This is a genomic window from Streptomyces violaceorubidus, from assembly GCF_000717995.1.
Lineage (GTDB): Bacteria > Actinomycetota > Actinomycetes > Streptomycetales > Streptomycetaceae > Streptomyces > Streptomyces violaceorubidus.
The window spans coordinates 530,833-542,488 of sequence record NZ_JODM01000002.1; the positions used below are offsets into that span (position 1 = coordinate 530,833).

General features: G+C 73.9%; 11 protein-coding genes. 5 read left to right on the top strand and 6 right to left on the bottom strand.

Annotated elements, in window-relative coordinates:
- The first annotated feature begins 185 nt into the window (after positions 1-185).
- Positions 186-1,034: a DUF2637 domain-containing protein gene (locus IE94_RS0106275; RefSeq protein ID WP_051777292.1), complete on the top strand. Its 849-nt coding sequence runs from the start codon at positions 186-188 to the stop codon at positions 1,032-1,034.
- 180 nt (positions 1,035-1,214) lie between these two features.
- On the opposite strand, the gene IE94_RS0106280 is transcribed toward IE94_RS0106275, so the two are convergent.
- Entirely contained in the window at positions 1,215-1,658 is a 444-nt protein-coding gene (locus tag IE94_RS0106280; protein WP_030179402.1) for a DUF6299 family protein, read from the bottom strand.
- A gap of 246 nt (positions 1,659-1,904) precedes the next feature.
- Between IE94_RS0106280 and IE94_RS0106285 the strand changes: the two genes are divergently transcribed.
- Complete coding sequence (locus tag IE94_RS0106285) at positions 1,905-2,114, top strand: DUF5999 family protein (RefSeq protein WP_030179405.1); 210 nt, start codon at positions 1,905-1,907, stop codon at positions 2,112-2,114.
- 17 nt (positions 2,115-2,131) lie between these two features.
- Here IE94_RS0106285 and IE94_RS0106290 read toward each other — a convergent pair whose 3' ends face one another.
- Genes IE94_RS0106290 through IE94_RS0106300 form a run of 3 tightly spaced genes read right to left on the bottom strand, consistent with a single transcriptional unit; the run spans position 2,132 to position 4,572 of the window.
- The gene (locus IE94_RS0106290) at positions 2,132-2,959 is read right to left on the bottom strand and encodes an alpha/beta fold hydrolase (RefSeq protein ID WP_030179408.1); all 828 of its coding nucleotides are present in this window, start codon (positions 2,957-2,959) and stop codon (positions 2,132-2,134) included.
- Between the two features lie 27 nt (positions 2,960-2,986).
- Positions 2,987-3,385: a RidA family protein gene (locus IE94_RS0106295; protein ID WP_030179413.1), complete on the bottom strand. Its 399-nt coding sequence runs from the start codon at positions 3,383-3,385 to the stop codon at positions 2,987-2,989.
- The gene (locus tag IE94_RS0106300) at positions 3,382-4,572 is read right to left on the bottom strand and encodes an acyl-CoA dehydrogenase family protein (protein ID WP_030179415.1); all 1,191 of its coding nucleotides are present in this window, start codon (positions 4,570-4,572) and stop codon (positions 3,382-3,384) included. The genes IE94_RS0106295 and IE94_RS0106300 overlap by 4 nt, the downstream gene beginning before the upstream one ends.
- Positions 4,573-4,759: 187 nt before the next feature.
- Here IE94_RS0106300 and IE94_RS0106305 point away from each other — a divergent pair, with 187 nt between their 5' ends.
- The 3 genes from IE94_RS0106305 (at position 4,760) to IE94_RS0106315 (ending at position 8,282) form a co-directional block, all read left to right on the top strand.
- Positions 4,760-6,439, top strand: coding sequence for an AMP-binding protein (locus IE94_RS0106305; protein ID WP_051777295.1), 1,680 nt, complete (start codon positions 4,760-4,762; stop codon positions 6,437-6,439).
- A gap of 15 nt (positions 6,440-6,454) precedes the next feature.
- Positions 6,455-7,300, top strand: a complete 846-nt coding sequence (locus tag IE94_RS0106310; RefSeq protein ID WP_030179419.1) for a PaaX family transcriptional regulator — start codon at positions 6,455-6,457, stop codon at positions 7,298-7,300.
- 82 nt (positions 7,301-7,382) lie between these two features.
- The gene (locus IE94_RS0106315) at positions 7,383-8,282 is read left to right on the top strand and encodes a sulfotransferase family protein (RefSeq protein WP_030179422.1); all 900 of its coding nucleotides are present in this window, start codon (positions 7,383-7,385) and stop codon (positions 8,280-8,282) included.
- Here IE94_RS0106315 and IE94_RS0106320 read toward each other — a convergent pair.
- Both IE94_RS0106320 and IE94_RS0106325 read right to left on the bottom strand, forming a co-directional pair.
- A complete protein-coding gene (locus tag IE94_RS0106320; RefSeq protein ID WP_030179424.1) occupies positions 8,270-10,675 on the bottom strand; it encodes a bifunctional salicylyl-CoA 5-hydroxylase/oxidoreductase in 2,406 nt (801 codons plus the stop codon). The two genes, IE94_RS0106315 and IE94_RS0106320, sit on opposite strands and share 13 nt — an antisense overlap.
- A gap of 4 nt (positions 10,676-10,679) precedes the next feature.
- On the bottom strand, positions 10,680-11,507 hold the full coding sequence (locus IE94_RS0106325) for an enoyl-CoA hydratase family protein (protein ID WP_030179426.1): 828 nt from the start codon (positions 11,505-11,507) through the stop codon (positions 10,680-10,682).
- Positions 11,508-11,656: the final 149 nt, after the last annotated feature.

Below are 11,656 nucleotides of genomic sequence, written 5' to 3' on the forward strand. Positions count from 1 at the left end.
TCTGACCAGAGGCGGCCACCCCGTCCCGCTGCGGGTGACCGAACCGGTCCTGCAGCGCTTCCTGGACGTCATGACCGAGTTGGAGAGCGGCCTGGCCGAGCGCTGGGGCCGTACGCAGGGCTCCTTGACGTACACCCGGGCGGAGTGACCGGCACCTCGTGTACGAAGAACACACTCACCCCCCCATGCCGTACGGCGAAGGGCCGTTCCGCGCCACGGGCAGCGGTCGGCACCGTGCGCCCGAGGCGGACGCCTTCCAGGAGACCCTGGTGCCGCCCGAACCCGGTTGGGACCCGGCCGAGGAACTCGCGTTCCTGCTCCAGGACGCGATGCAGACCCCGACCGGCCCTCCCTCCGCGACGGACACCTCGGCGCTCGCACCCGCCCCGGGCACCCCGCTGAGCAATCTGCAGGAGATCACCGCGGAGCTGCCCCCGTTGAGGGAGTCCCCGACGAGTCACCGCAGGGTCCGCAGAGGGAGAAAGGTGAGCCGGCTGCGCGCCGCGAGCCTGTTCATCGCCGCGCTTGCCGCGGTCATCGCGGCCTCCGTGAGCCTGTTCGGCGGCATGGTGGCCTACGAGCCGCTGCGCCTGGCCGCCGTGACCCGCACCCGCGGCAGCGTCGTGTCCTGGTGGCCGCTGCTGGTCTACGGCCCCTGGCTGGTGGCCTCGCTCGCGGTGCTGCGGGCGGCGCTGCACCAGCGCCGCGCGGTGCACTCCTGGGCCGTCGTCCTGCTGTTCTCGGCCATCGCGATGCTGCTGTGCGTCGCGGAGGCGCCCAGAACCGTCAGCGACGCCGCGGCGGCCGCCCTGCCCGGCCTGGCCTCGCTGGTCTGCTTCCAGCAGGTCGTCCGGCAGATCACGCTCACCCGGCCGCCCCGGCGTGCGGTGCCGCGCCACCGGCAACGGGCCGCGGTCACTCCGGGTGACGAACCGTCGGGCAGGACGGCCGACGGGTCGTTGTCGCTTCCGCAACAGCGGCAGAATCCTGTGCGTTCACCCCGACCCGGCGCGGGTCCCGGGAAACAAACCTGAGAATCCCGCACCCATCCCCCCCACATCCATCTCCCCACACCCCACACCCACCCCCTCACACCTATTCCGCTTCCCCATTCCCCGCCCATTCCCTGTGGAGAATGTGTCGGGAATGGGGAAGCGGAACTTCTTTCGGGTCGCGTGCGGGCGGGTGCGGAAGGAAGCCGCCCACCGCGAGGGTCAGCCCGCCGTCAGGGTCACGTCCTGTCCCTGCCGGGCGTGGAAGCTCGGGAGCGGCACGATGCCCATGGGGCGCAGCTCCATCAGGGTGGCCTCGACGTGGGCCGCGCCGGGCTTGAGGACGACCGTGTCGGGCGTGCCGGTGTTGACCCAGCGGTGCTCCAGACCGTCGCAGACCGCGCGGGTGCCGCCGACGCCGTAGCGGGCGGACGGGTCGCTCTGGCTCACGGTGGAGCTGACGTAGACCGGGCCGGTGCCGCCGGCGCAGCGGTAGGTGCCGGAGAGGGTGATGCTGCCGTCGGCGGCGATGCGGCCGGTCGGGTCGACGGTGACCGACTCGGCGACGAGGCGCGCGTCGTGGGGTGCGGCCGTGGCGGCGGGTGCGGTGAGCAGGAGCAGGGCGGCGCCGGCGGCCGTGGCGAGGGCGGCTGATCGTACGGGCATGGGGTGGTACCTCCCGGTAGTGCGCGACGAGGGGTTCCACTGGTACCGGGAGGAGGGGCCGGCGGCGGTGACCGTCACCCCTTCGGTGGCGAGTCCGCTTCGGCCGACCGTCGTGGAACCGTCGCCGGCCTGTCCGGGTGTTGTCACGTTTGCCGCCCGGGCCTTGGCGACGACGTCCCGGCGGGCGCACCGTCGGTACATGCGACGGTCCCGAGGACGGGACGGTCTCCGACGTGGAGGTGCGCCATGTGTACCCACCGGTCTTCCTGCCCCGCGGCCGACTCCCCCGAGGCGCGGGCCGTCACCGCGCACGTCGTCGCCGCCCACCCGGAGCAGGGGTGGAACCTGCTGTGCGACGGCACGGTCGTCTTCGACGACACCGGCGAGCTGCTTCCCGACGGCCGTGTGGTCGCCCCGCGTCGGGTGCCCGCCGGGCGTCTGGTGATGGCCGCCTGAGACCGTCCGGTACCGGCTCAGCTCTTCTCGGCGACGAACTCCCGCAGCAGCGAGGCGAGGAGTTCGGGCTGGTCCTCGGGGATCAGGGTGCGGGTGTCCTCGATCTCCACCAGCCGTCCCCGTGGCAGGAGTTCGGCCAGGCGGCGGCCGTGGGCGCGGGGCATCATCAGGTCCTCGGTCGCCCAGACGACGAGCGCGGGCCGGTCGAACCGGCGCAGTCCCTGGGCGGCTTCGAGCAGTTCGTCGCGGCGGACGTGGGTGCCGTAGTGGCGGAAGTCGCGGCGGATCGCGGGGTCGGTGCGCAGCGGGCGGAGCCAGCCGTCGACGACCGTGTCCGGCACGGGCCGCTTGGTGAGGGCGCCGATGCCGACGGGGAGGCGGCGCAGCGGCTTGAGGCCGAGGACGCGCACCAGCAGGGACACGCCGCCGGGGGCCCGGCAGGCGGCGCCGATCAGCTTCCCGGGCAGGCCCGGTGGGTAGTTGTCGAACGCCTCGCACGCGATCAGCGCCAGCCGGGCGAGCCGCTCGGGATGCCGGGCGGCCACCGTCTGGGCGCGTCCGCAGTCGTTCTCCACGAGGGTGACCTCGGTCAGGTCGAGGCGGTCGAGGAACTCGGCGATCAGTTCGTTGACCAGGTCGGGGGTGGGTGGCCGGCGCATCGGGCGGCGGTGGGCGCCGTAGGGCAGGGTCGGCGCGATCACCCGGTGGTCGGTGCGCAGGTCGGCGAGGACCTTGCGCCAGACGGTGGAGTCGTGGACGAGGCCGTGGAGGAGGACGACGACCGGGCCGTCGCCGCCGGTGTCCTCGTACTCGACGGTCCCCGCGCTCAGTTCGATGTCCGGCATGCCGGAAGGGTAGGGGCCGGGGGCGGACTACGGCAGTACGGCGAACCCGTCCAGTTCCACCAGCGCCCGTTCGTCCCAGAGCCGTACGACCTCCACGACGGCCATCGCCGGGTAGTCGCGGCCCGCCAGCTCGCGCCAGGTGCGGCCCAGTTCGGCGGCGTGGGTGCGGTAGGCGGCGACGTCGGTGGCGTAGACGGTGACGCGGGCGAGGTCGGCGGGGGTGCCGCCGGCGGCGCGCAGGGCGGTGAGGAGGTTGGTGAGGGCCCGCTCGAACTGGGCGGGGAGGGTGTCGCCGGTGACCTTGCCGTCGGTGTCGAGGGCGGTCTGCCCGGCGAGGAACACGACGCGGGTGCCGGTGGCGACGACGGCGTGGGAGAAGCCGGTGGGCGGGGACAGTTCGGGCGGGTTGACCCGTGCGGCGGTCATGATCCGGCCTCCTCGGTCGTGGCGTCCGGCGTGCGGTGCGGCCGGTACAGCTCCTTGGCGACGATGCCGCGCTGCACCTCGCTGGCGCCCTCGTAGACGCGCGGGGCGCGCACCTCGCGGTAGAGGTGTTCGAGGAGGTGGCCGCGGCGCAGGGCGCGGGCGCCGTGCAGTTGGACGGCCCGGTCGACGACGTACTGGGCGGTCTCGGTGGCGAGGAGTTTGGCCATCGCGGCGCGCTTCGGGACGTCCGGCGCGCCCGCGTCGTACGCCGTCGCCGCCGCGTACACCATCAGCCGGGCCGCCTCCGTGCGCAGGGCCATCTCGGCCACCTGGTGGGAGACGGCCTGGAGGTCGCGCAGCTTGCCGCCGAAGGCGTCGCGGGCGGAGGTGTGCGCGAGGGTCGCGTCCAGGGCGGCCTGTGCCATGCCGACGGCGAAGGCGCCGACGCTGGGGCGGAACAGGTTGAGGGTGTCCATGGCCACCCGGAAGCCGCGGTCGGGTTCGCCGAGCACGTCGTCGGCGGTGACGGGGACGGCGTCGAAGGCGAGGGCGCCGATGGGGTGCGGCGAGAGCATGTCGAGCGGGGTGCCGCTGAGGCCGGGGCGGTCGGCGGGCACCAGGAAGGCCGTGACGCCGCGGGCTCCGGCGCCGGGGGTGGTGCGGGCGAACACGGTGTAGAAGTCGGCCTCGGGGGCGTTGGAGATCCAGCATTTCTCGCCGGTGAGCCGCCAGGCGGAGGGTCCGTCGACGCGCCCGCCGGTGTACGGCGCCGCCGGGGTGTCCGGTTCGGCCCGCAGGGTCAGGGCCGCCGCGTCCGAGCCCGCGTCGGGCTCGCTGAGGGCGAAGGCGGCCACCGCCGTGCCGTCGCTCACGCGGGGGAGCCAGCGGGCGCGCTGGGACGCGGTGCCGTGGGCGTGCACGGGGTGGGCGCCGAGGCCCTGGAGGGCGAGGGCGGTCTCGGCCTCGGTGCAGGCGTGGGCCAGGGACTCGCGCATCAGGCACAGGTCGAGGGCGCCCGAGGTGAACAGGCGGGGCAGGAGGCCGAGGGCGCCGAGTTCGGCGACCAGGGCTCGGTTGACGCGGCCCGGCTCTCCCTTCTCGGCGAGCGGGCGCAGCCGTTCGGCGGCGAGGGCGCGCAGTTCGTCGCACCAGGTGAGTTGTGCCGGTTCGAGTGAGAATGCGGTCATCGCCGGTCCCTTCCCCTGCCGCCCTGGCCACCTGACGGACCGCCTGACGGACCGCCGGACAGGCCGCCGGACGGGCCGCCGGACGGGCCGTCCGGTCACGGCCGAGGGTATCGCGCCCCGTTGACTGTCGTCACCAACACGATACGCTCGTTGCGCGAGCCCACCACGACAAAGGGGGCGAACCGCCATGGACGATCCGCGCCGCGCGGACCCGCACCGCTCCGCCCACGTCGACACCTTCGCGCGCGACCACCTGCCGCCCCCCGAGCAGTGGCCCGAGCTCCTCTTCGACCTGCCCGAGCTGCGCTACCCGGCCCGGCTGAACTGCGCCGCCGAACTGCTCACCGGTCCGCCCGAGGACCGCCCGGTCTTCCGCACCACGTCCGGGGACAGCTGGACCTACGGCGATCTGCGGGAGCGGGTCGACCGGATCGCGCACGTGCTCACCGGCGACCTCGGTGTCGTCCCGGGCAACCGCGTGCTGCTGCGCGGCCCCACCACCCCGTGGCTGGCCGCGTGCTGGCTGGCGGTGCTGAAGGCGGGCGCGGTGGCGGTCACCGTGCTGGCCCAGCAGCGCCCGCACGAACTGCGCGCGATCTGCGAGATCGCGCGGGTGCGGCACGCGCTGTGCGACGTCCGGGCCGTCGACGACCTCGCCAAGGCGGAGGTCCCCGGTCTGGCGATCACCACCTACGGCGGGGACGCGCCGGACGACCTGCACCGCCGTACGACGTCCGCCGGGGTGCCCGCTGCGCCGTACCGGGCCGTCGACACCGCCGCGGACGACGTGGCGCTGATCGCGTTCACCTCGGGCACCACCGGCCGGCCCAAGGGCTGCATGCACGTCCACCGCGATGTGCTGGCGATCGCCGACACCTTCTCCGCGCACCTGCTCGGGCCGCGGCCGGACGACGTCTTCGCGGGCAGTCCGCCGCTCGGTTTCACCTTCGGGCTCGGCGGTCTCGTGGTCTTCCCGATGCGAGCCGGGGCGAGCACCCTGCTGCTGGAACAGGCGGGCCCCCGGCAGCTCTTGCCGGCCGTCGCCGAACACCGGGTGTCGGTGCTGTTCACCGCGCCGACGGCGTACCGCGCGATGCTGGACGAGCTGGACGGGTACGACGTGAGCAGTCTCCGGCGCTGCGTCTCGGCGGGCGAGAACCTGCCCGCGGCCACCTGGCGGGCCTGGCACGAGCGCACCGGGCTGCGGATCATCAACGGCATCGGCGCCACCGAGTTGCTGCACATCTTCCTCTCCGCGGCGGACGACGACATCCGGCCCGGCACCACCGGCGTCCCGGTGCCGGGGTGGCAGGCGCGCGTGCAGGACGAGAACGGCACGCCCGTGCCCGACGGGGAGCCCGGGCTGCTGGCGGTGCGCGGGCCGGTGGGCTGCCGGTACCTGGCCGATCCGCGCCAGCGGGAGTACGTGCGCGAGGGCTGGAACATCACCGGGGACACCTACGTCCGCGAGCCCGACGGGTACTTCCGGTACGTGGCCCGTGCCGACGACATGATCATCTCCGCCGGGTACAACATCGCCGGGCCGGAGGTGGAGGACGCGTTGCTGCGGCATCCGGACGTGGTGGAGGCGGCCGTGGTGGGCCGGCCCGACCAGCGCCGGGGGCAGGTCGTGGTGGCGCACGCGGTGCTGCGGGAGGGGGCCGCGCGGGACGCGGACGCGCTGCGCGAGTTCCTGCGCTCGGAGCTGGCGCCGTACAAGTGCCCGCGGGAGATCGTCTTCCTGGACGCGCTGCCGCGCACGGCGACCGGCAAGCTCCAGCGCTACCGCCTCCTCGGCCCGTCCGGCCCGGGGTCCGCCGCCCCCGCTCCCGGTGCTCGTCCGGCTCCCCGGGGCGGCCGGGCGTGACGCCGACGACATAAGATGATCAACGTGTCCGACCAGCACCTACCGCCCGCACCGAGGTCCCTCATCGTCACGCTCTACGGCGCGTACGGTCGTTTCGCGCCGGGCCCGGTGCCCGTCGCCGAGCTGATCCGGCTGCTGTCCGCCGTAGGGGTGGACGCCCCCTCCGTGCGCTCCTCGGTGTCCCGGCTGAAGCGGCGCGGGCTGCTGCTGCCGGCCCGTACGGACGAGGGCGCGGCCGGTTACGAACTCTCCGCCGAGGCACGCCAGTTGCTGGAGGACGGGGACCGGCGGGTCTACGCGACCGCGCCCCACGGGGACGAGGGCTGGGTGCTCGCCGTGTTCTCCGTTCCCGAGTCGGAGCGCCAGAAGCGGCACGTACTGCGCTCGCGCCTGGCCGGGCTCGGCTTCGGCACCGCGGCCCCCGGCGTGTGGATCGCCCCGGCCCGTCTGTACGCGGAGACCCGGCACGCCCTGGGCCGCCTCGGCCTGGACTCCTACGTGGACTTCTTCCGCGGTGAGCACCTGGGCTTCCCGCCGACCGCCGAGGCGGTGGCCCGCTGGTGGGACCTGGCCGCGATCGCCAAGGAGCACGAGGCGTTCCTCGACCGCCACGCGCACGTGCTGCGCGCCTGGGAGCGGCGGACCGACACGCCGCCCGAGGAGGCCTACCGCGACTACCTCCTCGCCCTGGACTCCTGGCGCCACCTGCCCTACACGGACCCCGGGCTGCCCGCCCGGCTGCTGCCCGGGGACTGGCCCGGCACCCGATCGGCGGCCGTCTTTTGGGCGTTGCACGCGCGGCTGCGGGACGCGGGGGCGCGCTACGCGGCGATGGGACCGACCCCCTCTCCCGATAGGTGAGTTGCGCCACACTCCGGGGCATCAGTGAACCCTCAGCCTCCTCAGACCCTCTTCTCAGGTTTCTCACCTAGCGTCCGGACGCATGAGTCTCGCACGCAACGTGAACCGGGCCCTCGCCGTCACCACCGGCCTCCAGGTCCGCAGAGCACCCCGGGCGGCGAAGAGAAGTCCGCAGGCGACACCGGGGAAGAAGTCCCCCGCGGCCCGGCAGGCGGCCGCGTACCGATGTCCGCCGGCCAAGGAGCTGCCGGCCGAACGGCTGCTGCGACGGCCCGTGTTCATCACCTCGTCCATCCGCTCCGGTTCCACGCTGCTGCGCATGATGCTGGGCGCCCACCCGCGGCTGCACGCCCCGCACGAGCTGCACATCGGCCGGCTGGAGGTCACCTGCGCCAACTGGTTCTCCGAGCGGGCGATGGGCGCCCTCGGCCTGCGGCGCGGCGACCTGGAGCACCTGCGGTGGGACCGCGTCCTGCACCGCGAACTCACCAGATCCGGTAAGGACTTCGTGGTCGAGAAGACCCCGGCCAACGTGTACATGTACCGGCGCCTGAAGGACTGCTGGCCGGACGCGCGCTTCGTCTTCCTGCTGCGCCATCCCGCGTCGACCGCCCGCTCCTGGCACGAGACCGATCCCGTCAAGCGCCCGCTCGACACGGCCGTCACGGACGTGCTGCGCTATCTGACGGCGGTCGAGGAGGCCCGTGGGGCGGACCCCGACCAGTTCACCGTGCGCTACGAGGACATCACCGACGACCCCGAGCGCGAGATGCGCCGGCTGTGCGCGCACCTCGAACTCGACTACGCGCCCGAGATGCTGAACTACGGCAGCAGGAGCAGCGCCGAGCTGGTCAGGGGACTGGGCGACTGGCGCGAGAACATCCGCACCGGCACCGTGCAGCCGGGGCGCGCGCTGCCCGGGGCGGACGAGGTCCCCGAGCGGCTGCGCCCGATCTGCGCGGCCTGGGGCTACCCGTCCTGACGCGGGCCGTGCAGCGTGAGCCTCGGCCGGGGGGTGTCGGTGCGTCCGGTGCGCGGCGGGCGGCTGCCCGCCCGGTACGGTGCGGGCCACGGGGCGCCCGGTCCGTCGTAGCCCTGCTCGGCGGCGGCGTGCAGCGTCCAGTGCGGGTCGTACAGGTGCGGGCGCGCCAGTGCGCACAGGTCGGTGCGTCCGGCCAGGATCAGCGAGTTGACGTCGTCCCAGGAGGAGATCGCGCCGACGGCGATCACCGGGACGCCCGCCTCGTGCCGGATGCGGTCCGCGTACGGCGTCTGGTACGACCGCCCGAACTCGGGCCGTTCACCGGCGACGACCTGGCCGGTGGACACGTCGAGGGCGTCGGCCCCGTGCTCGGCGAAGGCCCGGGCGATCCGCACCGCCTCCTCGGCGCTCGTGCCGCCCTCGGCCCAGTCGGTGGCGGAGATCCGTACGGTCATGGGCCGCTCGGCGGGCCACACCTCGCGTACGGCGTCGAAGACCTCCAGCGGGAAGCGCAGCCGCTTCTCCAGTGAGCCGCCGTAGGCGTCGGTGCGGTGGTTGGTGAGCGGGGAGAGGAAGCCGGAGAGCAGGTAGCCGTGGGCGCAGTGCAGTTCGAGCAGGTCGAAACCGGCCCCGGCGGCCCGTTCGGCGGCGGACCTGAACTGCTCGCGCACCTCGGTCAGTTGCGCCCGTGACAGCTCGCGCGGGGTCTGGCTGCCGGGCCGGTAGGGCAGCGGGGAGGGGGCCAGGAGGGGCCAGTTGCCCTCGGGCAGCGGTTCGTCCATGCCCTCCCACATCAGCCGGGTCGAGCCCTTGCGGCCGCTGTGGCCCAGCTGTACGCCGATCGCGGTGCCCGGCGCGCTGTCGTGCACGAAGTCGGTGATCCGCCGCCATGCCTCGCCCTGCCGGCCGGTGTAGAGGCCCGCGCAGCCGGGGGTGATGCGGCCCTCGGCGCTGACGCACACCATCTCGGTCATCACCAGGCCGGCACCGCCGAGGGCCCGGGCACCGAGGTGGACCAGGTGGAAGTCGCCGGGGACGCCGTCGGTGGCCGAGTACATGTCCATCGGGGAGACGACCACGCGGTTGCGCAGGGTCAGCCCGCGCAGCCGGAACGGGGTGAACATCGGGGGCGTGCCGGGCGGGCAGCCGAACTCGCGCTCCACCGCGCCGGTGAAGTCGGCGTCGCGCAGCCGCAGGTTGTCGTGGGTGACCCGGCGGCTGCGGGTGAGCAGGTTGAAGGCGAACTGGCGGGGCGGCTGCCCGAGGTACCGGTCCAGGTCCTCGAACCAGTGGAGGCTGGCCCCGGCCGCCCGCTGGGTGGAGGCGACGACGGGACGCCGCTCCTCCTCGTACGCGTCAAGGGCCTCCTGGAGGGTGGGGTGCTCCTCCAGGCAGGCGGCGAGCGCGAGGGCGTCCTCGACGGCGAGCTTGGTGCCGGAGCCGATGGAGAAGTGGGCGGTGTGGGCGGCGTCGCCGAGCAGGACGAGGTTGCCGTGCGACCAGCGTTCGTTGACGACCGTGCGGAAGGTGGTCCACGCCGACTTGTTGGACCGCAGCGGCCGGCCGCCCAGCGCGTCGGCGAAGATCTTGGCGCAGCGGGCAAGGGACTCCGCCTCGTCCAGTCCGTCGAAGCCGGCCGCCCGCCAGACCTCCTCGCGCATCTCGACGATGACGGTGGAGGCGTCGGGCGCGAAGGGATAGCCGTGCAGCTGCATCACGCCGTGCTCGGTCTCGGCGATCTCGAAGCGGAAGGCGTCGAAGGCGAAGTCGGCGGCGAGCCAGATGTAGCGGCAGCGGTGCGGGGTCAGATGCGGCCGGAAGACCTCGCGGTACGCCTCGCGGGTGGCGCTGTGCACGCCGTCGGCGGCGACGACGAGGTCGTGGGTGCGGGTGAGCCGGTCAGGGGGCGGGGCCTCGGTGCGCGGGCGCAGGTCCACGCCGAGGTCGCGGCAGCGGTCGTACAGGATCTCCAGGAGGCGGCGGCGGCCGAGGGCGGCGAAGCGGTGTCCTTGGGAGGTGTGGCGGGTGTTCCGGTGGACGATGTCGATGTCGTCCCAGCGGACGAAGTGGGCCTTGAGGGCGTCGTAGACGACGGGGTCGGCGTGTTCGATGCCGCCGAGGGTCTCGTCGGAGAGGACCACGCCGAAGCCGAAGGTGTCGTCGGGGGCGCCTCGCTCGTAGACGGTGATCTCGCGGTCGGGGGCGAGGCGTTTGAGGAGGGCGGCGGTGTAGAGGCCGCCGGGGCCGCCGCCGATGATCGCGGCACGTAGGGGGTGGCTTGTCGTCGTCAGTGGGTGCGGGTTCGTTGTGGCCGGTCGCGCCCCGCGGCGGAGCCGCTGATCGACACAGCCCCGCGCCCCCGGGCCAACGGCACTTCCTTGAGACGAGAGCATCCCCCTACCTCCCTTGCCACTTCGGCGGGCGTTTCTCCGTGAAGGCGGCGTGGAATTCCGCGTAGTCCTCGCCCGTCATCAGCAGGGCCTGGGTCGAGGCGTCCAGTTCGACCGCTGCCGCCAGCGGCATGTCCAGCTCGGCCGTGAGGAGGGCCTTGGTCTGGGCGTGGGCCAGGGCGGGGCCGTCGGCCAGCCGGCGGGCCAGGGTGTGGGCTGCCTCGTCGGCGCGGCCCTCCTCGGTCAGCTCGCTGATCAGGCCGATGCGCTCGGCCTCGGGTGCGCGCACCGGGTCGCCGAGCATGAGCAGGCGGGTGGCGTGGCCGAGGCCCACGACGCGGGGCAGCAGGTAGGCGGCGCCCATGTCGCCGCCGGAGAGGCCGACGCGGGTGAAGAGGAAGGCGAAGCGGGCGGACGGGTCGGCGACGCGGAAGTCGGCGGCCAGCGCGAGGACCGCGCCCGCCCCGGCGGCGACGCCGTGCAGCGCGGCGATCACCGGAAACGGGCACTCCCGTACCGCCCGCACCACCTGGCCGGTCATCCGGTTGAAGTCCAGCAGTCTCGCGGTGTCCATGGACAGGGTGGCGCCGATGATCTCGTCCACGTCGCCGCCGGAGCAGAAGCCGCGCCCCTCGCCGGCCAGCACCAGCGCCCGCACGGAGCGCCCGCGGGACAGCTCGGCGAGCAGGTCGCGCAGGTCGGCGTAGGCCTCGAAGGTGAGCGCGTTGAGCTTGTCGGGGCGGGCGAGGGTGACGGTGGCGACGCCGTCGGCGATCTCGACGCGCAGGTGCCGCCAGTCGGGGGTGGGGGCGGCGGAGCCGGTGAAGGGACTCATGACACTCGAAGTTATCACCCATCTGTGACTGTCGTCACGGGTGCGCGATAAGACGCCGGGGTCGTGGGCGCACGGGCCGAAGGTCCCGGGGCACGCCCGTCGAAGGGCTCTGCCGGGGGGGGCGCCGTACCATTCATAAGGTTGAAAGC

Bases quoted from the DNA above. Each gene is read 5' to 3' on its own strand.
- IE94_RS0106285 (WP_030179405.1), top strand. From the start codon at position 1,905: ATGTGTACCCACCGGTCTTCCTGCCCCGCGGCCGACTCCCCCGAGGCG.
- IE94_RS0106290 (WP_030179408.1), bottom strand. From the start codon at position 2,959: ATGCCGGACATCGAACTGAGCGCGGGGACCGTCGAGTACGAGGACACC.
- IE94_RS0106275 (WP_051777292.1), top strand. From the start codon at position 186: ATGCCGTACGGCGAAGGGCCGTTCCGCGCCACGGGCAGCGGTCGGCAC.
- IE94_RS0106325 (WP_030179426.1), bottom strand. From the start codon at position 11,507: ATGAGTCCCTTCACCGGCTCCGCCGCCCCCACCCCCGACTGGCGGCAC.
- IE94_RS0106305 (WP_051777295.1), top strand. From the start codon at position 4,760: ATGGACGATCCGCGCCGCGCGGACCCGCACCGCTCCGCCCACGTCGAC.
- IE94_RS0106310 (WP_030179419.1), top strand. From the start codon at position 6,455: ATGATCAACGTGTCCGACCAGCACCTACCGCCCGCACCGAGGTCCCTC.
- IE94_RS0106300 (WP_030179415.1), bottom strand. From the start codon at position 4,572: ATGACCGCATTCTCACTCGAACCGGCACAACTCACCTGGTGCGACGAA.
- IE94_RS0106315 (WP_030179422.1), top strand. From the start codon at position 7,383: ATGAGTCTCGCACGCAACGTGAACCGGGCCCTCGCCGTCACCACCGGC.
- IE94_RS0106320 (WP_030179424.1), bottom strand. From the start codon at position 10,675: ATGCTCTCGTCTCAAGGAAGTGCCGTTGGCCCGGGGGCGCGGGGCTGT.
- IE94_RS0106280 (WP_030179402.1), bottom strand. From the start codon at position 1,658: ATGCCCGTACGATCAGCCGCCCTCGCCACGGCCGCCGGCGCCGCCCTG.
- IE94_RS0106295 (WP_030179413.1), bottom strand. From the start codon at position 3,385: ATGACCGCCGCACGGGTCAACCCGCCCGAACTGTCCCCGCCCACCGGC.